Here is a 21,145-nt window from a genome sequence, read left to right as displayed (position 1 = left end):
AAACTCTGTAATATATTTTACTTCGGGAACCGAAAAAAAACCACCTAAAAGTTTAGGTGGCTTTAACAATTATTTTTGTTTTGTAGGTGGTAAGTGAATTGCTTGCCCTTTTAATGCTTCAACAGCTTCTAACAAGCCTTCATTGATACTTGGATGAGGATATAATGGGAAAGTCATATCCTCTTCTCTAGCGACCATTTCTAGTGCAATTGAACCACTCGTAATTAACTCGACTGCTCCAGCACCAATCACATGGACTCCAACTATTACTTCTGTGTCCTGGTCAGTAACGATTTTAGCAAAGCCATCTTTCTTTCCTAAAATTGTAGCATAGCCGTTACCTGACAACGAAAACTGGCTTACCTTAACATTATGTCCTGCCTCTTTTGCTTCTGCTTCAGTAAGTCCTACAGTTGCAATAGGCGGTGTCGTATGAACAACAGTTGGAATAAATGTTAAATCTACTTCAGGAGTTTGCCCGGCAATCGCTTCAGCGGCTACTTTTCCTTGTTTAATTGCCTTTACAGCTAGCTGCTTACCTTCTGTTACATCTCCAATTGCAAAAATGTTACCAATGGAAGTTCTTGCTTGATTATCCGTTATGATAAAACCGTCTTCATTAACTTCCATCTTAAGACGATCGATACCTAACGAATTCAAATTGGGTTGATTTTTATATGAGACAAAAAGGTGTGTTCCTGTTACAGATACCTCATCTCCTTTATCATTATGTAAAGTTAAGGAGATCTCACTTTCGGTTACTGATTGTGCTAAAAGTTCATGCTTTTTATAAAGTTTGATTTTTGCTTTCTTTAATATTCGTTGCAATTCACGATTAATCGAATCATCAAATTCGAAAGAATCCTTCTGTTCATCAAGCACGAAAGAAACTTTAGCACCAAAGTGGTGAAAACTCATTGCAATCTCTAACGCAATGTAATCACTTCCATAAACAACTAGATGCTCAGGAATCTCTTTTAAGTCAAAGATAGAATGACTGTTAAAGACACGAGTATTATCAATCGAAATATTTTCTGGAGAAATTGGCGTACTACCAGTAGCAATTATCGCATGTTTAAATTTATAAACATCAAAGTTATGCCCTTCTTCCACACCAATTTTATCTTCAGTTAAAAATGATGCTGTTCCAGATAATACTTCAACTTTGTTTGCTTTGCAAAGTGCTTCTACACCTTTACGCAAATTTTCTACAACAGAATTTTTATATTCTTGTAGTTGGTCGATATGCATCATTGGTTTTGAAGTTTCAATTCCAAGCGAGCTGAAATTTTTCATATCATCGAGCTTGCTTGCACTATGCGTATACACTTTCGAAGGAATGCACCCTTTATTTAAGCAAACACCACCGATGTCTGCTTTTTCAACTAGAGTGACCTCAAGACCTAATTGAGCTGCACGAATTGCTGCATTATAGCCTCCAGGACCGCCGCCAATGATAATTAAATCTCTCTCTTGTGTAATTTCTCCTACGACCATTTTAGACCAGCTCCAGCATTAATAATTTCGGGTTTTCAATTAATTGTTTAAAACGATTTGTAAAGGCTACAGCTGTAGCACCATCTGCTACACGATGATCAAATGACATCGATAAGTTCATCATTGAACGAATAACAATTTCATCATTAGCATTAACAACTGGCATTTTCTTTGTTTTATGGAAAGCGATTAAGCCAGTTTCAGGATGGTTAATAATCGGTGTAGCACCGATGCTTCCCAAAGGACCAACATTACTTACAGTAAACGTTCCACCTGTTAAATTATCCATCGTCAGCTTATTTTCTTGTGCTTTTTTCGTTAATGTCTTGATTTCAGCATGGATTTGTTTCAACGACTTTTTATCAACATGATGTACGACAGGCACAATTAAGCCCTCGTCACTGTCAGTTGCAATTCCGATATTGTACACTTTTTCCAGTTTAATTTGCTCATTTTCTTCATCAAGTTTCGCATTGAAAACAGGGAAATCTTTTAAAGCGATAGCTAAAGCTTTTAAGAAGAATGCGGCAACAGAAATACTAACGTCAATTTCTTTAAGCTCTTTTCGATAATCCATTAGCTCTGTCATATCAATTTCTTCAAAGTGCGTTACGTGCGGTATTGTAAACAATGAATGTGTCATCTTTTTAGCAATTTGTTTACGACGCCCTCTAAACGGAATCATTTCTGGAGTTGCCTCAATTTTAGGTGCTACCTCTTCGACTGTTTCCTTTAGTGCAGGAGCTTTCGTTTCTTCCACATTACTGTCAGGTCCGTTCTCCATGAAACGATACACATCTTCGTCCATTACTCGACCAGCAGCACCAGTTCCTTGAATTTGTTCAATATCGATACCATTTTCACGGGCTATTTTACGAGTATAAGGAGAAGCAAGCACTCGTTTTGAGCGTTGTTTTGTAGAAACTGTCTCACTACTTACTGCAGGCTTCTGTGTTGCAGGTTCAGCTTTTTTTGTTTTATCTGCTTCCTCAGCAGGAGCTTCCTTTATTTGCGCTGCGCCTTCTGCTTTTATTTTCAAAACTGTTGTTCCGACATTAATTGTCGTACCCGTTTCGATTAATATTTCTTCAACGATACCAGCTACGGGTGAAGGTAGTTCAGCTGTCATCTTATCTGTTGAGACTTCAACTAAAGGTTGATCGACTTTGACTGTTTCGCCAACTTTTACTAAGTAGTGAACAATTTCGCCTTCAGTCATTCCTTCACCAATATCATGTAATTTTACTTCGACCATAATTCCCCTCCTAACTATATAATTTAAAATTCAACTACTTTTTTAATCGCTTTTTTGACACGTTCAGGTGATGGTAAATAGTGTTCTTCTAATGCAAAGAATGGTACTGGTACATCTGGACCTGTTACTCTTTCAATAGGTGCTCTCATATGTAAGAATGACGTATCATTAATGATTGAGGCAACATCATTACTTACACCACCAGTTGCATGCGCTTCATGGACAATGACAGCACGGCCAGTTTTTTGCACAGTTTCAGCAATCATATCTTTATCTAACGGATATAAAGTTCGTAAATCGATAACATCGCAAGTAATCCCTAGCTCTTTTTCCATATCTGCTGCTGCCGATTGGACAACTGGAACCATTGCACCCCAAGCAAAGATTGATACGTCTTCCCCTTCTGAAAGACGCTTTGCCTTACCAATTTCTACAGTGTATTTTCCTTCAGGAACATCCTCACGAGTAGAACGATAACATCTCATTGACTCCATAAATAGTACTGGATCTGGGTCTTCGATACTTGCTATTAAAAGTCCCTTTGCATCATATGGGCTTGACGGACATACTACTTTAATTCCAGGCATATGAGTAAATAGCGTTTCCACACTATCAGAATGGATTTCTGGCGCGCGAATCCCCGCTCCATAAGGTGCACGAATAACCATAGGTACGGAAAAACGTCCCATTGTACGCATACGAATACGTGACGCATGAGTCATAATTTGTTCATAGGCAGGGTAAATAAATCCTAAAAACTGCATTTCTGCAATTGGTCGCATGCCATTAATTGCCATACCGATTGACGTACCAGCAATTCCCGCTTCACTTAGCGGTGTATCGATTACTCGGTCTTCTCCGAACTCTTCTTGTAGACCTTCTGTAGCACGGAATACACCACCGTTTTTACCTACGTCTTCTCCGAGCACGACAACTTCTTCATTTTCCTTTAACATCACTCGCATAGCATCTGTTACAGCTTGAACTAACGTTAATTTATTCGTTTTTGTCGTCGTAGACATTATGCGTCACCTCTATTCGTTCCGATAATTTCTTTTTTCTGTTCTTCAATCGTCCAAGTTGGCTTTTCAAATACGTAATCAAACATATCATTCACATCTGGAGCTTTATAAGCTTCCATTTCTTTTACTGCTTCTTCGATTTCAGCATTCATTTGTTCTTGGACTTCTGTAGCCCATGCATCTTCCCAATACCCTTCTTTTTGCATGAAGCGTTGCAGACGAACAACTGGATCACTTTCTTTACGTTTTTTCTCACTTAGTGATTGATCACGGTATTTTGTCGGATCATCAGCAGTAGTGTGAGCACCATAGCGCCACGTAACTGCTTCAATAAGTGTTGGACCTTCACCTGCACGAGCACGATCTAACGCTTTTTTCGTTTCAAAATAAACAGCGAATATATCGTTACCGTCTACGCGCACACCTGGAATGCCGTATGCTACTGATTTTTGAGCAATTGTTTCTGAGTTCATTTGCTTTTCTATTGGAACAGAGATGGCAAAACTATTGTTTTGGTTAAAGAAAACGACTGGCGCTTTGAAAACACTAGCAAAGTTCATTCCTTCATGGAAGTCACCTTCCGATGTCGCACCATCACCAAAATAACAAATCGCAGCGTTCTTTGTTCCTCTTCTTTTTTCTGCTAAAGCTGCACCTGTTGCATGTGGTAATTGAGTTGCAATTGGTACTGCTGGTGGGAAAATTTTCTTCCCTTCTGGTGGAACGCATCCTTCCACTCGACCATTCCAATAAATGAATATTGTTGGTAAGGAGTGGCCAAACGTCATTGTTGCCGCATGATCACGGTATGTTGGGAATAACCAATCATCTTTCTCTAATGCCATCGCACTACCTACTTGTGCCGCTTCTTGTCCTTCAAATGGAGCATAAGTACCTAACCGTCCTTGACGTTGTAGAGATATCGCTTTGCGGTCAAACGTACGTACTCGTAAAATTTGAGTATAAAGTTGTTGAACAAACTCTTTTGTTAATTGTTCTTTATATTGCTCGTCTACTAAATTTCCATCATTGTCGATTACGCTAATTTTCGGAAATTGCTTTTCCATTTCCATCTCTTCACCCCTCACCAATTTTTACCCTTATTACATATATTCATTAAAATAATAAACTTGCCTTAGTTTCTAACATCCCATTTTGGACGTTGCTTATGAGAGAAAAAGCTATTGCGGCGCTTTCGCATTTCAATTCTATTTTCACAAAAACGGTTTGCTGCTTCTACTGTTGGTATACCGTCATTTTCAGATTGCTCATATACACTTAATAAAGAATCATAGATTGCTTTTGTTTTTGTTAGTACTCGCTCTTTATTAGGTCCGTATAACTCATCAGCAACTTGGATGAGACCTCCGCCATTTGCAATGTAATCAGGAGCATATAAAATACCTTTTTGCTGTAAAAGTTCTCCGTGACGTTCTTCAAGCAATTGGTTGTTAGCTGATCCTACTACTGCTTTGAATTTAAAATCAGCAATTGATTTATCATTTACAATTCCACCTAATGCACAAGGAACGAATACATCGGCATTTACACCATATATTTCATCACCGTTTACAACTGTCACTTTTCCACCTAAATCACTTGCACGTGATGAAATTGCATCTAATGCTTTTTCATTAATATCCGTAACATAAATATGATTGCCTTCTTCTAAAAGACGCTCTGCAACTTTAAATCCAACTTTTCCAAGGCCTTGAATGGCATATGACTTGGATGCTAAAGAGTCACTACCCCAAACTACTTTGTTTGTTGCTTGGATTGCATATAGAACACCTAATGCTGTAGGTACTGAAGAATCTCCACTTCCCCCATATGCTTCAGGTACACCAACAATACAATTTGTTTCTTTTAACGCATGAACAAAATCTTCAGGTGTTGTGCCCATATCTGTTCCAGTATAAAATCTACCATTTAGTGATTCTACAAATTGACCAAATGCACGGAATAGTTCTGGAGAGCGATCTTTTGAAGGGTCTCCTATAATTACGGATTTCCCACCACCAAAGTCAACATCAGCAGCAGCGCATTTATATGTCATTCCTTTTGACAGACGGAGAACATCCTCTAAAGCTTCATCTACAGTCGAGTAAGGACGCATACGGCAACCACCTAAAGCAGGTCCTAAAGTTGTGTTATGTATTGCTATAATGGCTTTTAACCCAGTTGCTTCATCATTACAAAATAATACTTGCTCATGCCCTTTAATCTTTTCGAATTGTAACATCGTTTTCACTCCTGTATTAAAATTAAGTATGTTATATTAGAAACCGCTTTCAAGAGAGGCCAAAAAAATATAGTTTTACTTATTCATTGTAAGTTTTTTAGCTATTACTTCTTTCGGTAAAATGACTTGCTTTACTTCCCCTTTACCGATGATTTCTTTTTCATTATGTGCTTCCACTTTTGTAATGACAATATTATCTTTTAGTTCTGTTAAAGTAGCTAATACTGTTATGTTAGACCCTTCCGGTGACGGGGCAATATGCTTAACATAAACTGCTCCACCAATTCCTTCCTCATGGTCTTCTAGGTAGGGCAATATGATTTGTCTTGCTGCCCATTCCATATGATACACCATAGATACGGTTGAATACGCTGGATGGACAACTTTCCCTTCAAACTGAGCAAACATATCAGGTGTAACGGTAGCAGTTACCGTTGCAGTTTGGCCGATTTTCATCCCTTCTTTCAAACAAATCCCCCCATATTTAAGATAGTCTTAAAAGATAGTCTATTAATCTCATATTATTGTAAAAATCATATTCTCATCATATCATTGTAGAAAATAGAGCGTCAATAAAGGCTAAACCTATGATAAGGAATTATTAAGATTACTCAATACTGTTCTTGCGTCATCCATCATCGTTTGCAGTAACTGTGCTACCGAAGGAACAGAAGATATCATCCCAGAAATTTGTCCACTATTCATAAAACCACGTTGTTCATCGCCTAACAATGCACCGATTTTATGTTGCTCTTCACTTGTCATATTTGCAAATTCTTCTAAAGTAACACCTTTTTGTTCACATTCTAATAGTTTTTGGGCATAATCAGTATTCATTACCCTTCTAATTCTTCCATATTTTCGCCCAACGATAATAGTCGATGAATCATGCGCATCTACAACTCTATTTTTATATTGTTTGTGAAACGGAGCTTCTTGTGTCGCTATAAATCTTGTACCCATTTGTACACCTTGGGCACCTAATGCCAACACTGCAGCTAAGCCTCTTCCATCACCAATTCCACCTGCGGCAACTACTGGGACATCTACAGCATCTACAATTTGTGGGATTAATGTTAATGTTGTCGTTTCGAAAGTTGAATTGATCCCTGCCGCTTCATATCCTTCTGCAACAATTACATCAGCACCAGCTTGTTCTGCTTTTTTTGCTTGTTTAACAGCACCAACGACAACAATTACCTTAATTCCATGGTCATGTAATGATGGAATTATTGGCGATGGATTTCCTGCTGACAATGAAACTACTTTTACCTCATGCTTTATTGCAATTTCTACTAATTCCTTCACATGAGGAGTGACATTAATAGGGATATTTAATGCAAATGGATTCGACGTTCTTTTTTTTGTTTCTAATACAATTTCTTCTACTTCCTTTGGTGTCATTGTTCCTGCGCCAATTGTTCCTAGACCACCAGCTTCTGATACAGCTGCAGTTAATGGAGCGTTGCTGATGTTGCCCATCCCACCTTGAATAATTGGGTATTTTATCTTTAACGTTTCTATTAGCTTATTCATGTCATTCCCTCACTTCAAACTCTAATGTTATACTAATTATATCTACTAATTTTAGGAGGTAATAATTGTGTTGTATCCATTTTTAGATAAGTTTCCACAAGTTGATAAAAGTGTTTTTGTTGCACCTGGTGCCCATATTATAGGGGATGTTTCCGTCGGTGAAGATTCAACTATTTGGTTTAATGCCGTAATCCGTGGTGATGAAGCTCCCATTAAAATCGGTAAGCGTTGTAACATCCAAGATAATACAACTTGCCATTTATATGAACAATTTCCACTAGTCCTAGAAGACGAAGTTTCGATTGGACATAATGTTATCCTTCATGGCTGCACTATACGAAAAGGTGCATTAATCGGAATGGGTTCGACAATATTAGATGGTGCTGAAATAGGAGAAGGGGCATTAATTGGTGCAAACACTTTAATACCTTCAGGCAAAAAAATTCCACCGAATACGCTCGTATTAGGCTCTCCAGGAAATGTTGTTCGTGAATTAACTGAAAAAGATAGAGAATTAATTCGATTAACAATTGATACATACGTTGAAAAAGGTAAACAATTTAAACAATCGATAAAATAAGTGCCTGGCACCTCATAGAGAGGTGTCCGGCTCCTTGATTATTCCATGCCTCTTTAATTAGATGAAAAGCATACGATTAATCCTCTTTTATTAACAATGGGTGATCTAAAACATCATACTCTCTTGCTTTATTTTTAAGTTCGTTTCCTTCTTGAAAAACTTCTTCAAAAAATCGACTTGCTGGTTCTGCGAGTTCCTTATAATAGTCACTAAACAAACCTGCTGCATGACCACCTAACCACTTTTCTGGTAACAACTCTTCAGGCAACCCTGGGTCAATAAACAAAAATTTACGATATTCATGGACTAGTTTTGTTCTTTCAACAAAACAATCCGCATCAGACATTTCACCTTTTCCAATTTTATGTTTATCAATCACATATTTTTGGCTGTACGTTGCAATGAAATCTTCATATTTGTCATTTATTTCAGTTAAGTCCCAACATTGTTTAACTAATTGCTGACTTTCAAATGGACCTTCGTAATTCGCCTTAAAGAAGTTTACGTATGGTTTAATATCATACTTCTCAATTAAATCGAACACTTGCTTATCTAAATTATTTGGCGATACCCAACAACTATTTGTCATCGTACCAAATCCACTCCAAACAAGCTCTTTCCTTAATTCGTCACGAATACTACGTATTTCTTCAGGGATTGTATACATGAATAGACGCCAATTTCCATCCCACTTTTCTGGTTGGAACTTAAATATTCTGTTTGCTGCCTCTTCCATTCGAACTTTGCCTCGATCTGTTAGAGAATAATAACTTTTATTCCCTTTCTTCCGCGCTTGAAGCCATCCTTGTTTCCCCATTCTTGAAACAGCTGCACGAACAGATTGCTCATTATGGCCAAATTCCTTTAATAATCGAATTAAGCTCCCTATCCAAATCTCATTTCCGTAATGACGAATATAATCGCCATATAGTGTAAATATCATTGATCTTGTATTGAAATTTTTGTCCATCGAATTCACCCTTGTCTGTCAAAGAGGACTATAATTTATTATTCACCTTTAAAGTTAGGTTTTCTCTTTTCCGCAAATGCAACAAGCGCTTCCATTCGGTCTTTCGTTGGGATTGTCACTTCATACGCTTTGCTTTCAATTGCAAGACCAGTTTGCACATCGACGCTCATACCATAGTTAATCGCATATTTAGCTTGTTGCAATGCTATAGGGGCGTTTGCCATCATTTTTTCTGCCAATTCAATCGCAGTTGCCATTAGTTGCTCACGTTCAACTACTTTTGTTAATAGTCCAAAACCATATGCTTCATTAGCATCAAAACGTTGTGCAGTTAAAATCAATTCCTTTGCCTTTGCTTCTCCAATTAATCGTGGTAAACGTTGCGTTCCACCTGCTCCAGGGATGATGCCCCAACTTACTTCTGTTAATCCCATTTTCGCTTCATTGATTGCGATACGGAAATCACAAGCAATCATCAGTTCAAACCCACCACCAAATGCGACGCCATTAATCGCTGCAATAGTTGGTTGTGGAAGACTTGCAACAGCATGGAAAACCTCACTAATTTTATTAACGTTACGTTTTACTTGAGCGTCTGTTAATGTACGCCGTTCTTTTAAATCTGCACCAGCACTAAACGCCTTTTCACCAGCACCTGTAAAAATAACGACACGCACCTCTTTATTTGTACTAATCTCTTCAACTAATTCACCAAGTTCTTTTAACGTTTCATAGTTGAAGCAGTTAAAAGCTGCTTCACGGTTTAATGTGACATATCCGATATGGTTTTTCACTTCAAATAATAGATTTTTCAACATCTTCATCTCCCAATTGTAAGTATAGGCAAAAAGTCATCCTCAGATGACTTCTTGACTTTACTGATCTATTTTCTCAACAATCGTAGCAATCCCTTGCCCAACTCCGATACACATCGTTGCTAAGCCATATTTCACGTCTCGCTTTTGCATTTCATGGATCAAAGTAGTTAAAATTCTTGCTCCACTTGCTCCAAGTGGATGTCCAAAGGCAATTGCTCCACCGTTTACATTTACTTTCTCTTTATCAAGTTCAAGCTGTTTAATACACTCTAATGATTGCGATGCAAAGGCTTCATTTAACTCTACTAGACCTAAGTCATCTTTTGATAAACCAGCACGTTTCATTGCTTTTTGAGAGGCAAAGATTGGACCAATCCCCATAATTTCCGGTTCAAGTCCTGCTGTAGCAGATGCTTTATATTTTGCAAGGGGCTTTAATCCAAGCTCCTTTGCTTTCTCAGCACTCATCATTAATAATGCAGACGCACCATCATTTACACCAGATGCATTACCAGCAGTAATTGTACCACCTGGGAAAATTGGCTTTAAAGATGCCAACTTCTCTAGAGTTGAAGTAGGACGAGGGTGCTCATCCGTATCAACAATGTGTTCATTCCCTTTACGATCATAAGTTACGACCGGGACGATTTCCTCTTTAAAACGACCTGCTTCCATCGCTTTTTTTGCTCTCATTTGACTTTCAAAAGCAAACGCATCTTGTTCTTCACGTGAGATATTAAAACGCTCAGCAACATTTTCAGCTGTTTTCGGCATCGTGTCTGAGCCGTACATATCATGAAGTTTTTGATTCGTAAAACGCCAACCAATCGTCGTATCGAACATTTCCATATTTCCGCGAGGGAAATCAGCCTCAGGCTTTGCCATCACGTATGGTGCACGAGTCATACTTTCTGTTCCACCTGCGATGAAAATATCACCTTCGTTTGCCATAATTGCTCTAGCTGCATAATTAACAGCATCTAAGCCTGAACCACACAAACGGTTAATTGTTGTCCCCGCTACTTCCACAGGAAGCCCTGCAAGTAGTGCAGACATTCTCGCTACATTTCGATTGTCTTCCCCTGCTCCGTTTGCATTTCCGAAAACAACTTCTTCAATATCAGATGGCGGAACATTTTGGTTACGCTCAACTAATGCCTTAATGACAACAGCTCCTAAGTCATCAGGTCGGACTGTCTTTAGCCCACCTTTATAGCGACCAATCGGTGTACGAACTGCATCGACTATAACTACTTCTCTCATATATAAAAACTCCTTTATTTCTTGTCTGTGTAATCGTAAACACCTTTACCTGTTTTTCTACCTAATCGACCGGCTTTCACGTATTTTTCTAAAAGTGGAGCAGGGCGATATTTGTCACCTAGTTTTTCTTGTAAATATTTCAAATTATTTAATCGTGCATCAAGCCCAACTAAATCTACTAATTCAAACGGTCCCATTGGGTAATTAAGTCCTAGTTTAATAGCTTTATCGATTTCTTCTGGTGTTCCAACACCTTCTTGTAGCATGTAAAACGCTTCATTCCCAACTAATGCACTTATGCGGCTAGTTACGAAGCCAGGAAATTCGTTAACTACGACTGTTTCTTTCCCCATTTTTTCAGCTACTTGACGAATTGCATCTGCAGTAGCGTCACTCGTCTCAAGACCTCGAACGATTTCTACTAAAGGCATTTTATGAACTGGATTAAAGAAATGCATTGCAATTACTTGGTCAGGTCTTTTCGTGAATGAACCAATTTCTGTTGGACTCATTGTCGATGTGTTTGTTGCAAAAAGACATCCTTCTTTTGCATGTGCATCAACTTGTTCGAACACAGCTTTTTTAATTTCTACTTTTTCTGGAACCGCTTCAATTACTAAATCTGCTTCTTCTACAACGGAAACTAAGTTTGTTGTGTATGATAACCTTTCTTTTGCAGCTTTCATATCACTTTCACTTATTTTTCCACGGCTTAACCCTTTATCAAAAATAGCATTTATCTCTGCTTCAGCTGTTTTTAGTTGCTCTTCTTTTATATCTACTAAATGAACGTTAAATCCACCGACTGCACTTACATAGGCAATTCCTCTACCCATGACACCGGAGCCGATAACTACGATATTATTAATCATATAAAGCCCTCCATTAATTACCTACTATTTCAAAAGAAGGCGAGCACCCTTCGAAGAGAAGAAATGCTCGCTATTTGTTTGCTTTGTACACTTAGATTCCAAATGGATTAATTGGACGACTACCAAAGTAAGAAAGTACTGACTTTGTTTCAGTATATAAATCTAGCGTTTCAACACATAGTTCACGTCCGAATCCTGATTGTTTGTAACCACCGAATGGCATTCCAGGGAATGCTGAGAATGGTGTGTTGATCATAACAATACCTGCTTGTAATCCGTTAGCAACACGTGTCGCACGACCGTGATCCTTCGTCCAAACTGCTGAACCTAAACCATAAATTGTATCATTTGCTTCTTTTAACACAGCTTTTTCATCAGAGAATGTTGTTACTACGACAACTGGCCCGAAGATTTCCTCTTTTACAACCTTCATCTCAGGAGTAACATTTGTGATGATTGTTGGCTCATACCAATATCCATTTTCATGTCCTTCGATTTGAGCAACTTTACCACCAGTTACGACAGTAGCACCTTCTTCAATTGCAGATTTTACATAGCCATCAATGACATCAAGTTGGGCTTGACTAATAATTGCTCCAACATGTGTTCCTTTATCGAAAGGATTTCCTAATACTAATTTCTTCGTTTTCTCAACGAATTTTTCCATGAAAGCATCATAAATGTCTTCATGAACATATAAACGTGAGCGTGCCTCACAAGATTGCCCTGTATTATAGAAAATACCAAATAATGAACCATCAACAGCTGCATCTAAATCAGCATCATCAAAAATGATACTTGGAGACTTTCCACCTAACTCAAGTGTTACGCGTTTTAAAGTCTCTGATGCTTTTGCCATAATATCTTTACCAGTTGGCGTTGATCCTGTAAATGCTACTTTATCTACAAGTGGGTTTTCTACTAAGTAATCTCCAATTACACCACCAGGACCTGGAACAACGTTAACGACACCAGCTGGTACGCCTGCTTCGTGACAAATTTCTGTTAATACGATCGTCGTTAAAGGTGTTACACTTGCTGGCTTAAGAACGATTGAACATCCAACAGCAATTGCCGGGGCTACTTTCCAAGCCGCCATCATTAATGGATAGTTCCAAGGTGTAATTTGTGCACATACACCTACAGGTTCTTTTTGCGTGTAGTTCATAAATTGACCAGGCATATTGTTTACATCTCCGCCATGTCCAACAATTGCTCCAGCATAAAATTCAAAGTCTTCGATTGCTTGCATTACTTGTCCTTGCGCTGCATGAACAGATTTACCTGTATCTAAAACTTCTAACTCTACTAATTCATTGAAACGAGAACGCATAATCGCCGCAATTTTATTTAAAGTACGAGAACGTTTATTAACCGGGAATAGTTTCCACTTACCGTTATCAAAAGCATTGCGAGCTGCTTGGACTGCACGCTCTGCATCTTCAGTCGTTGCTTTAGCTATTGTTGCAACAACTTCACCAGTTGCAGGGTTAACTGTCGTAAATGTTTCACCTGAACTACTTGCTACTCTTTCACCGTTAATAATCATATCGTAATGGTCGCGCTTCATTGGTAACTGTTCGATTTTTTCTTCTTTAACTGTTGCCATTTTTAACACTCCTCTAGTTTTAGTTTCCTTTAAATTGTGGTCTGCGCTTTTCTAAAAAGGCATTGACACCTTCTTGATGATCTTCCGTTAGACCAGCTGTACGTTGTGCATAAGCTTCTTTTTCAAGCATTTCATCAAGTGAGCTTTCCCAGCTCTCACGGAGGTAACGCTTAATTAACCCAATTGCTTTCGTTGGCATTGTCGCCAATCGCTCCGCAAATGCTGCTGTTTCTTCTTCTAATGAATCAGCTGGAACAACTTTTGTAACGAGCCCTAATTCTTTTGCTTGTTCAGCTTTTATCTTTTCTCCTAAAACTGCGAGCTCCAGTGCTTTCGCATGTCCTACTAACCGAGGTAAGTAAAAAAGATTACCAGAGTCAGGAACTAATCCGACATGAATAAATGCTTCTATGAAACTAGCTTTTTCAGAGGCGATGCGGAAGTCGCACGCTAACGCTAAACTCATCCCAGCACCTGCTGCTGCACCATTAATGGCGGCAACGATAGGCTTTTCAAAATTTGCAAGCGTCATAATCATCGGATTGTAACGGTTGCGAAGAATTTCCCCATGATTCGTTTCCTCGCCAATGCTTCCTAAGTCTTCCCCGGAACAAAATGCTTTTCCTGCTCCGGCTATGACTAGACAGCGCACTTCTTTATCTTTCGCTGCTTGCTTTACTGCTTTACCTACTTCGGTATTCATTTGTTCTGTAAAAGCATTAAGCTTATCAGGACGGTTTAAAGTAAGCCAAGCTACTCCGTTTTTCACTTCATATTTTATTGTTTCAAACATCGCTAGACCTACCTTCCTTCGAATTTCGGTTTGCGTTTTTCAATAAAAGCTTTCATGCCTTCTTTTTGATCTTGTGAAGCAAATAGCATGTAGAAGTTCTTTCGTTCAAACTGCATGCCTTCATACAGCGAATAATCAACTGCTTTGTTCACAGATTCTTTTATTAATCTAAGTGATAAAGGTGGCTGCTTTACTAATCTTTTTGCAAATTTTATCGTTTCTTCATGTAAAACTTCCGGTGCGACAATGCGGTTAATTACACCATAATGAAGCGCTTCCTTTGCATCCATTGGTTCACCGAGCCACAACCACTCAATTGCTTTCGTTCGCCCCATTAACTTTGTTAAGCGCTGCGTTCCACCAGCTCCGGGCATCGCACCGATACTAATTTCTGGGAAACCAAACTTTGTACCTTCTGCTGCAAATATCATGTCACAGCATAATGCTAGTTCAAAACCCCCGCCTAAAGCAAAGCCATGAACCTCACCTATGATCGGTTTCTTTATAACAGCGATACGATCCCAATCGACAAACTGGTTCATAAGCTCCATTGAGATCGCCGTATCATTTGCCATTTCATCAATATCAGCACCAGCTGCAAAAGCTCGGCCAGTTCCTTTTATTACATTTACTCGCACACTATCGTCAATATCAAACGCTTCAAGTGCTGTAACAATTTCTCGAACCATCTTCCTGTTAATTGCATTTAACACAGTAGGACGATTCAATTCAATTGTAGCAATACCATCAGCAATTGATGTTGTAATATGCTCAAAATCAAAATTACTCATTGACTTCCTCACCGAACATAAATGTTACAATATCACCAGCAAAAGACATAACGTCTTTCCCTGACGCTTTAGCCTCTGGAGTTTTTGATGCTACTTTAAATGCTTCGAAGTCGTCATAATACATATCACATTGCATGTAAAATTCACTTTCGCCCATTGGAGAACCAACGATCTTAGTAACAGTCATTTTACGAAGTCCTGGGATTTTTTCTGTTAAAGGTGCATGAGTGTTGAAATAGTACTCATCAAACTTTTCCTTATCTTTTGGTTGTTTAAATAATGCTGTCATTTTGAACATAATCAAATTACCCCCTATTTTTTACTACATATCGGTAAAGACTGGTTTCATTGCCTCAAACGGATTTTTACAACTTTTACAATATAAAATACTTCTACACGCTGTTGGTCCGAAAATATTGTCAACGGTCGTGTAAAGAGAAGTACAATATGGACATTCTATTTCATATTTACCATCGGGATTCCACTTTTCCGGTGGAGGTGCAATTCCAAATTCCTTTAAACGCTCTCTACCTTCTTTTGATACCCTGTCAGATGTCCACGGTGGATGGTGGATGAATTCAACAGTTGTTTCATCAATTCCTTCCACATTTCCTACCGCTTTTTCAATATTCTGCTGAATAATTTCTAACGCAGGGCATCCCATAAATGTAGGTAACACTTTTATGAAAGCTTTATTATCGACAATGGATACGTCTTCAATCATGCCAAGGTCTCCGACACTTACCGAATCAATTTCTGGATCCTTGACAGTTTCCAAGGCGTTAAGTACATCTTGATGTAACTGCTCTAAGTTGCTAGGCATGGCTTTCACCCTTTCGGTGTTTTTCATTACCAAGCGGTAACTGTGTCTGTTTCATACACTTCACGAAGTGTTTTTAATGCTTCGTCTAGGTCAGTTGTATGCTCACCAATACGTCCGTTACCACGTTTCGATCCAAGCTCACCTGGATAATCTATTTCTAACTCTTCAAATACTGCCTTCATATGTGAAATCCAGCGTTGTTTAATCGTCTCTTCTGCTTCAATAATACCTAATTCCGCAAGCTCTTTTGCCTTAGGACCAAATGATAGTACATTATCAAAATCAATCCAGACCTTTTCTACAGCTGTCATCATTCGTTTTTTAGCATCTTCATTAGCACTTAGCAATTGTTTAAACCATGTACTCCAATGCATAACATGGTAATACTGCTCCATATTTATTTTTACAGCAGCATGTGCAAGTGGCTCATAAGAACTAGTTTTTAATGCTTCTAATTTTATCTTTTTCGCTAAGTCATAGAAGTAATTACGAACGACTGCAAATGCCCAATCATATCTTGGTTCGGTTAAATAGTCACCCGTTCCATTTACTTCTTCAAGAATAATTGCGTTCTGTCTCTCTGCCGCAGGGCGCATGTGAGCTAAATCATCTGATTTTCCTTCACCTAAATCTTCTAACAGATTGTAATAAATCGTCGCATGCCCCATTGTGTCTTGGTTAATTGAAGAAAATGCAACATCCTCTTCAATGTGAGGAGCTAACCCTAACCATTCTGAACCTCGATATGCAAGAATAAAGTCATCATCAGCTAACTGATATAATAGTTCTGTTAATGTTGCTTTGTAATCTTTGTTTTGTTTTGCTTCTTCTGCTGTTTTAATGATCACTTCTTGCCACCTTCTCCCCATGATAAGATTTCTTGTTCATCAAGCATTTCTTGTTCATACTTACGCCATTTTTTCTTTAAGTATCCATATCCTTTAGTCATACGATAATCTTTATTATCTAAACGTTTTAATGATTCGCGTTCTTCTTGCGAAAGTCCACGTACATCAGTACGCTTTACTACCCAGATGTCTGCAACTGGCTCACGACGCATAAAATTTTCCTGCGCCATAACTAATGCAATTTCATGGTTCGGAGCTAACAAGCTAAATTGGTGTTGAAATTGCGAAGATGGCGTACGTTTACTGAACACTTCAAATTCTTGATAAAATGCAGGTTTACTTTTCTTTTCCGTCACAAATAATCCCTCCTATTAAGCTATTTCTCTAGTATTCTAGTATTTATTTATTGCATTCCTAATGCATCACGTACCCAAGCATTATTTTCATATGAAAGTTCACGAAGACGTAAACGCTCTTTCGATTTTGGTCCGTTATTTTTAATAATTTGCTTAAATTCGTTCCAATCTGGTTGTTTGTACTCCCATTTACCAGTTTCTTCATCAAACCGTAATGTCTCATCAGGCACAGTAATACCTAATGAAAGGATACGAGGGATGTATTTCGTTAAGAAATCCTGACGGAAATCTTCATTCGTTTTCGTACGAATTTTATATTTAATCGTCGTATCCATTTTAGAAGACCCTGTCGTATTTGCTGAAGCAGGTCCAAAGAACATTAATAACGCATCCCACCAACGGTTAACTGCATCTTGGATTAGTTCTTTTTGAGCTTCTGTTCCTTCTGCTAAAGCAATAATAATTGCTTCTCCGTGTTGCGCATGGAAAACTTCCTCTGCACAAATACGTTGTAATGCTCTTGCATATGGTCCGTAAGATGCATTTAGCATATTTGTTTGGGTAATAATGGCCGCTCCATCTACTAACCAACCAATTAATCCAGCATCTCCCCATGTAGGCGCTTCCATATGGAATACATTATGAAACTTTAAATCTCCGCTAAATAAATCTTGCATAATATCTTCACGAGACTTCCCTAAAGGTGCCATTAAATCTTCTGCTACGCGGAGTAACAACTGCCCGTGTCCCATTTCGTCTTGTACTTTTGCCATTATTCCTAATTTACGTCGTAATGAAGGTGCTTTTGGAACCCATTCCTTTTCTGGAAGCGCTCCCATAATTTCGCTAATTGCATGCATGGAAATAAGCTTAATTAATGTCATGCGATATTCATCAGGCATCCAATCATCTGCCTCGATTTTGTCACCGCTTTCAATTCGCTCCATAAAATGAGCAAGCTTTTCTTCTTCGGTCATATTATTAAATGCTTTTAAATCAGCCATCATTAACTCCCCTTTCAATATATAACGCTTTCTTAACGTAATTATAAAATATCGTCACATAAAATACAATTGTTTTCCTATTAAATTAACAATGGAAGCGTTTACTAATTTATTTTTCTTCTACTTTTACTAGTATTAAAAGATTATTTTTATATTACAAAATGTCATGCTTCGTATTGATAACGGTATTTTCATAATTAATATTCGAGTGGTATATTTATCCTTAAGAACTAGATAAAGGAGTGTCTAATATGAAAAAAAATGAAGAAATATTTAAAGTTGGGCAGGAAATTATTTCTGTTGAATATGAAACAGAGGAAATTGTAGAATACACGTGGTTTTTTGGTGGATATCTAAATAATACAACGATAGTAATTAATGTTGTGTCTGAAAAAAGCAGCAGTCAATTTTTTATTCGTCTAAAAATTGGAGATACCATTACATTGCCAGAGCTTATATTTGATGATATCGCAAACCTACAATATGAAGTAGTTGATCTAATTCCAGAAGAAAATAAAATCGTACTGTTAGAAAAATAATCAAATAAGGAAAGAGGACAACTATTCTTCCCTTATTTTGGGGACTGTCGTTTCACGCTTCCCAAACAAAGCCAGAAGAAGCTAATGTCGTTTTACCTGTGAACTTTGTATTCGTTTCCTTAATTAATTGATTATGATCGCCAAAGTGCGGCAAGTGCGTTAGCAAAACATGCTTTACATTTGCATCAGTTGCAATCGTAGCTACGTCTAAAGAATTTAAATGGCCTGCATTTTTACCGTCTTGTTCTGCGTAAAAGCTACATTCTGCTATCAATAAGTCAGCATCTTTACTAAACGGAATAAGATTTTCTAAATAACTAGTATCTGCAGTATACACAACAGTACTTGAATTTGTACCGATTTTGAGTGCAAAGCAAGGTGCTGGATGAATTGTTTTCAGAAATTCTATTGAAAAAGGCCCAATTTGTAATCGTTGGGCAGGGTCATAAGCAATCCCAGTCGTATAATTTTTATAAGTTAACTTGTTAAACTGATCGTTATCTAATGTATGCCCGTATATCGGTAACGGCGTATGACATTCACCAAGCATTGTTCGTACTAAACGTCCATATTGTAAAGGCCCTATATCGGCTATATGATCATGGTGATAATGAGAGAGAATAACGGCATCTAAACTTTCAATTGCAATATAATTTTGTAGTTGAGATAAAACTCCACTTCCACAGTCAACTAATAACGAAAAACCATCATGTTGAAATAAATATCCCGAAGTTGCTTCATTTTTTCCCGGGAATCCTCCCCAATAACCAATAACAGTCACTTTCAACCAAATCACCTTCCGTTTCTGCAAAACTTTCCAATCTACTTTATTGTTTTCGCTCTTTCAACATATTATCCTCTTTTCTAATTTCCTCTCCTTCATTTGACATTATTTTCAGGGAAATAATGTCGTAATAATTATATTCGACAGATTAATGCGAAAGATTTAGCATTTTAATTATATTTTTTGCAGTTTCTGTATTATCGGTTAACCCAGCGAACAAAGCACTTCCTGGACCGAAGGCATATACAGGTACATCTTGACCAGTATGCCCATTAGTAGTCCAACCTGTATTAGACCGCTTGTTTATAATACTAGCAATCGTCTTGACTGTTCCAGCTGGATTAGAATTAACTTTATCAATAACTTTGTTAACTTCTTCTCTTGTTAAAGAAAATTTTATGTATTTTTTTAATGTCTTTTCTACATCAGCTTGAGCTATTAATTTATTTGCGATAAACGATGGCGTGCGTGTAACTTGCTTTATAATTTCAAAATTCCAATTATAGTCAGATCCACTTCCGACACTTAATCCCCCAGTTTCGTGATCTCCTGTTGCAATCACTAACGTATGCTTATCTTTTATTGCAAAGTCTATTGCTGCTTTAAATGCCTTTTCGAAGTCTTCCATCTCACTCATAACACTAACAATATCATTGTCATGACCACCCCAGTCAATTTGACTTCCTTCCACCATCAAAAAGAAGCCGTTCTCATTCTTATTTAATTGTTTAAGCGCAGCTAAGGTCATATCTTCAAGGGAAGGAGTTTCTTTTGAACGGTCAATCATTTTTGGTAATGCACCTTCTGCAAATAACCCGATCACTTGTTCATTTTGATTTTCCAACAATTCTTTACGAGTTGTGACAAATGCATATCCATCTTTTTTAAATTCTTCTACTAAGTTGCGGTCCTTTCGAACAAATTCATTTCTTCCCCCACCGAGTAATATATCTACTTTATGTTTTCCATTAACAAGATCATCATAATAATCGTTGGCAATTTCTGAATAATTTTTTCGAGATTTATTGTGGGCACCAAATGCTGCCGGTGTTGCATGGTTAATCGTAGATGTAGCAATGAGACCAGTAGACTTGCCTAGTTCTTTTGCGACTTCTAATACAGTTTTCACATCATCTTCATGCATATCAACACCTATCGCCCCATTATATGTTTTTATTCCAGAAGATAAAGAAGTTGCAGCTGCTGCAGAATCTGTTATGTTATGATCCTCATCAAATGAATACGTTGTTTGTAGGCCTACAAGATATGGATCAAAGCTTGTTTTTTCCATTATCGAAGTAGTTAGATTATCCTTATAATAGCGATAAGCAGTAGTGTAAGTTGTACCCATGCCATCGCCAATTAATAAGATCACATTTTTTATCTCTGTAATCTCTGGTGTTTTACTATTGCTATTTAAATTCTCACCTTGCATATCTTCCACTGAACTACACCCTATGAGACTAGTGCAAATCATATTCAATATTAATGCTGAAGTAAAGAATTTGCTTTTAAGAAATACCATAATAAAACCTTCTCCCAA

23 protein-coding genes are annotated in these 21,145 nt (G+C 37.8%); 2 read left to right on the top strand and 21 right to left on the bottom strand.

The window, feature by feature from the left end:
* Positions 1-69: 69 nt before the first annotated feature.
* From lpdA to CIB95_RS00990, 7 genes are all read right to left on the bottom strand, one after another.
* Positions 70-1,497 carry a dihydrolipoyl dehydrogenase gene (gene lpdA, locus CIB95_RS01020; protein WP_094920665.1) on the bottom strand — a complete coding sequence of 476 codons (1,428 nt, stop codon included), beginning with the start codon at positions 1,495-1,497 and terminating at the stop codon, positions 70-72.
* 1 nt (position 1,498) lies between these two features.
* Complete coding sequence (locus CIB95_RS01015; protein ID WP_094920662.1) at positions 1,499-2,752, bottom strand: dihydrolipoamide acetyltransferase family protein; 1,254 nt, start codon at positions 2,750-2,752, stop codon at positions 1,499-1,501.
* A 23-nt stretch (positions 2,753-2,775) separates the two neighbouring features.
* The gene (locus CIB95_RS01010; RefSeq protein ID WP_094920659.1) at positions 2,776-3,774 is read right to left on the bottom strand and encodes an alpha-ketoacid dehydrogenase subunit beta; all 999 of its coding nucleotides are present in this window, start codon (positions 3,772-3,774) and stop codon (positions 2,776-2,778) included.
* Positions 3,774-4,841 (bottom strand): pyruvate dehydrogenase (acetyl-transferring) E1 component subunit alpha, encoded by a 1,068-nt coding sequence (pdhA, locus tag CIB95_RS01005; protein ID WP_094922092.1) that lies wholly within the window; start codon positions 4,839-4,841, stop codon positions 3,774-3,776. Before pdhA ends, CIB95_RS01010 begins: the two co-directional genes overlap by 1 nt.
* A 68-nt stretch (positions 4,842-4,909) precedes the next feature.
* On the bottom strand, positions 4,910-6,016 hold the full coding sequence (locus CIB95_RS01000; protein ID WP_094920657.1) for a Glu/Leu/Phe/Val dehydrogenase dimerization domain-containing protein: 1,107 nt from the start codon (positions 6,014-6,016) through the stop codon (positions 4,910-4,912).
* Between the two features lie 75 nt (positions 6,017-6,091).
* Positions 6,092-6,484, bottom strand: coding sequence for a thioesterase family protein (locus CIB95_RS00995; protein WP_094920654.1), 393 nt, complete (start codon positions 6,482-6,484; stop codon positions 6,092-6,094).
* Positions 6,485-6,601: 117 nt separating this feature from the next.
* Positions 6,602-7,552 (bottom strand): NAD(P)H-dependent flavin oxidoreductase, encoded by a 951-nt coding sequence (locus tag CIB95_RS00990; RefSeq protein WP_094920652.1) that lies wholly within the window; start codon positions 7,550-7,552, stop codon positions 6,602-6,604.
* 67 nt (positions 7,553-7,619) lie between these two features.
* On the opposite strand from CIB95_RS00990, the gene CIB95_RS00985 reads away from it, so the two are divergent.
* Entirely contained in the window at positions 7,620-8,132 is a 513-nt protein-coding gene (locus CIB95_RS00985; RefSeq protein WP_094920649.1) for a gamma carbonic anhydrase family protein, read from the top strand.
* Between the two features lie 76 nt (positions 8,133-8,208).
* On the opposite strand, the gene paaX is transcribed toward CIB95_RS00985, so the two are convergent.
* The 12 genes from paaX to paaA form a co-directional block, all read right to left on the bottom strand.
* Positions 8,209-9,102 (bottom strand): phenylacetic acid degradation operon negative regulatory protein PaaX, encoded by an 894-nt coding sequence (paaX, locus tag CIB95_RS00980; RefSeq protein ID WP_233143871.1) that lies wholly within the window; start codon positions 9,100-9,102, stop codon positions 8,209-8,211.
* Positions 9,103-9,140: 38 nt separating this feature from the next.
* On the bottom strand, positions 9,141-9,926 hold the full coding sequence (locus CIB95_RS00975; protein WP_094920647.1) for an enoyl-CoA hydratase-related protein: 786 nt from the start codon (positions 9,924-9,926) through the stop codon (positions 9,141-9,143).
* A gap of 51 nt (positions 9,927-9,977) precedes the next feature.
* A complete protein-coding gene (locus CIB95_RS00970; protein ID WP_094920645.1) occupies positions 9,978-11,183 on the bottom strand; it encodes a thiolase family protein in 1,206 nt (401 codons plus the stop codon).
* Positions 11,184-11,197: 14 nt separating this feature from the next.
* Positions 11,198-12,055: a 3-hydroxyacyl-CoA dehydrogenase gene (locus CIB95_RS00965; RefSeq protein WP_094920643.1), complete on the bottom strand. Its 858-nt coding sequence runs from the start codon at positions 12,053-12,055 to the stop codon at positions 11,198-11,200.
* A 91-nt stretch (positions 12,056-12,146) separates the two neighbouring features.
* Positions 12,147-13,664, bottom strand: a complete 1,518-nt coding sequence (locus CIB95_RS00960) for an aldehyde dehydrogenase family protein (RefSeq protein ID WP_094920641.1) — start codon at positions 13,662-13,664, stop codon at positions 12,147-12,149.
* 19 nt (positions 13,665-13,683) lie between these two features.
* Positions 13,684-14,457, bottom strand: coding sequence for an enoyl-CoA hydratase-related protein (locus CIB95_RS00955; RefSeq protein WP_094920639.1), 774 nt, complete (start codon positions 14,455-14,457; stop codon positions 13,684-13,686).
* 8 nt (positions 14,458-14,465) lie between these two features.
* Positions 14,466-15,248: an enoyl-CoA hydratase/isomerase family protein gene (locus tag CIB95_RS00950; protein ID WP_094920637.1), complete on the bottom strand. Its 783-nt coding sequence runs from the start codon at positions 15,246-15,248 to the stop codon at positions 14,466-14,468.
* Positions 15,241-15,546 carry an EthD family reductase gene (locus CIB95_RS00945; protein WP_094920635.1) on the bottom strand — a complete coding sequence of 102 codons (306 nt, stop codon included), beginning with the start codon at positions 15,544-15,546 and terminating at the stop codon, positions 15,241-15,243. The genes CIB95_RS00950 and CIB95_RS00945 overlap by 8 nt, the downstream gene beginning before the upstream one ends.
* A gap of 24 nt (positions 15,547-15,570) precedes the next feature.
* On the bottom strand, positions 15,571-16,071 hold the full coding sequence (gene paaD, locus CIB95_RS00940; RefSeq protein WP_094920634.1) for a 1,2-phenylacetyl-CoA epoxidase subunit PaaD: 501 nt from the start codon (positions 16,069-16,071) through the stop codon (positions 15,571-15,573).
* Between the two features lie 26 nt (positions 16,072-16,097).
* Positions 16,098-16,919: a 1,2-phenylacetyl-CoA epoxidase subunit PaaC gene (paaC, locus tag CIB95_RS00935; protein ID WP_233143869.1), complete on the bottom strand. Its 822-nt coding sequence runs from the start codon at positions 16,917-16,919 to the stop codon at positions 16,098-16,100.
* Entirely contained in the window at positions 16,916-17,275 is a 360-nt protein-coding gene (gene paaB / locus CIB95_RS00930; protein WP_094920630.1) for a 1,2-phenylacetyl-CoA epoxidase subunit PaaB, read from the bottom strand. Before paaB ends, paaC begins: the two co-directional genes overlap by 4 nt.
* A 47-nt stretch (positions 17,276-17,322) precedes the next feature.
* Positions 17,323-18,279 (bottom strand): 1,2-phenylacetyl-CoA epoxidase subunit PaaA, encoded by a 957-nt coding sequence (gene paaA, locus CIB95_RS00925; protein WP_094920628.1) that lies wholly within the window; start codon positions 18,277-18,279, stop codon positions 17,323-17,325.
* A gap of 251 nt (positions 18,280-18,530) precedes the next feature.
* Here paaA and CIB95_RS00920 point away from each other — a divergent pair, with 251 nt between their 5' ends.
* Positions 18,531-18,818 (top strand): hypothetical protein, encoded by a 288-nt coding sequence (locus CIB95_RS00920; protein ID WP_094920626.1) that lies wholly within the window; start codon positions 18,531-18,533, stop codon positions 18,816-18,818.
* A gap of 52 nt (positions 18,819-18,870) precedes the next feature.
* On the opposite strand, the gene CIB95_RS00915 is transcribed toward CIB95_RS00920, so the two are convergent.
* Together CIB95_RS00915 and CIB95_RS00910 are read right to left on the bottom strand one after the other, a co-directional pair.
* Complete coding sequence (locus CIB95_RS00915; protein ID WP_094920625.1) at positions 18,871-19,605, bottom strand: MBL fold metallo-hydrolase; 735 nt, start codon at positions 19,603-19,605, stop codon at positions 18,871-18,873.
* Positions 19,606-19,750: 145 nt separating this feature from the next.
* Complete coding sequence (locus CIB95_RS00910; protein WP_269844954.1) at positions 19,751-21,037, bottom strand: alkaline phosphatase; 1,287 nt, start codon at positions 21,035-21,037, stop codon at positions 19,751-19,753.
* Positions 21,038-21,145: the final 108 nt, after the last annotated feature.

Origin of the sequence: Lottiidibacillus patelloidae (assembly GCF_002262935.1) — a bacterium.
Taxonomy (GTDB): domain Bacteria; phylum Bacillota; class Bacilli; order Bacillales; family SA5d-4; genus Lottiidibacillus; species Lottiidibacillus patelloidae.
This window is presented reverse-complemented; position numbering and strand designations above follow the sequence as displayed.

Coding starts and splice junctions, on each gene's coding strand:
- CIB95_RS00990 (WP_094920652.1), bottom strand. CDS start 7,552: ATGAATAAGCTAATAGAAACGTTAAAGATAAAATACCCAATTATTCAA.
- CIB95_RS00945 (WP_094920635.1), bottom strand. CDS start 15,546: ATGTTCAAAATGACAGCATTATTTAAACAACCAAAAGATAAGGAAAAG.
- paaX (WP_233143871.1), bottom strand. CDS start 9,102: ATGGACAAAAATTTCAATACAAGATCAATGATATTTACACTATATGGC.
- CIB95_RS01000 (WP_094920657.1), bottom strand. CDS start 6,016: ATGTTACAATTCGAAAAGATTAAAGGGCATGAGCAAGTATTATTTTGT.
- CIB95_RS01015 (WP_094920662.1), bottom strand. CDS start 2,752: ATGGTCGAAGTAAAATTACATGATATTGGTGAAGGAATGACTGAAGGC.
- CIB95_RS00960 (WP_094920641.1), bottom strand. CDS start 13,664: ATGGCAACAGTTAAAGAAGAAAAAATCGAACAGTTACCAATGAAGCGC.
- CIB95_RS01010 (WP_094920659.1), bottom strand. CDS start 3,774: ATGTCTACGACGACAAAAACGAATAAATTAACGTTAGTTCAAGCTGTA.
- paaD (WP_094920634.1), bottom strand. CDS start 16,071: ATGCCTAGCAACTTAGAGCAGTTACATCAAGATGTACTTAACGCCTTG.
- paaA (WP_094920628.1), bottom strand. CDS start 18,279: ATGGCTGATTTAAAAGCATTTAATAATATGACCGAAGAAGAAAAGCTT.
- CIB95_RS00965 (WP_094920643.1), bottom strand. CDS start 12,055: ATGATTAATAATATCGTAGTTATCGGCTCCGGTGTCATGGGTAGAGGA.
- CIB95_RS00970 (WP_094920645.1), bottom strand. CDS start 11,183: ATGAGAGAAGTAGTTATAGTCGATGCAGTTCGTACACCGATTGGTCGC.
- CIB95_RS00950 (WP_094920637.1), bottom strand. CDS start 15,248: ATGAGTAATTTTGATTTTGAGCATATTACAACATCAATTGCTGATGGT.
- lpdA (WP_094920665.1), bottom strand. CDS start 1,497: ATGGTCGTAGGAGAAATTACACAAGAGAGAGATTTAATTATCATTGGC.
- CIB95_RS00920 (WP_094920626.1), top strand. CDS start 18,531: ATGAAAAAAAATGAAGAAATATTTAAAGTTGGGCAGGAAATTATTTCT.
- pdhA (WP_094922092.1), bottom strand. CDS start 4,841: ATGGAAAAGCAATTTCCGAAAATTAGCGTAATCGACAATGATGGAAAT.
- CIB95_RS00955 (WP_094920639.1), bottom strand. CDS start 14,457: ATGTTTGAAACAATAAAATATGAAGTGAAAAACGGAGTAGCTTGGCTT.
- CIB95_RS00910 (WP_269844954.1), bottom strand. CDS start 21,037: ATGCAAGGTGAGAATTTAAATAGCAATAGTAAAACACCAGAGATTACA.
- CIB95_RS00975 (WP_094920647.1), bottom strand. CDS start 9,926: ATGAAGATGTTGAAAAATCTATTATTTGAAGTGAAAAACCATATCGGA.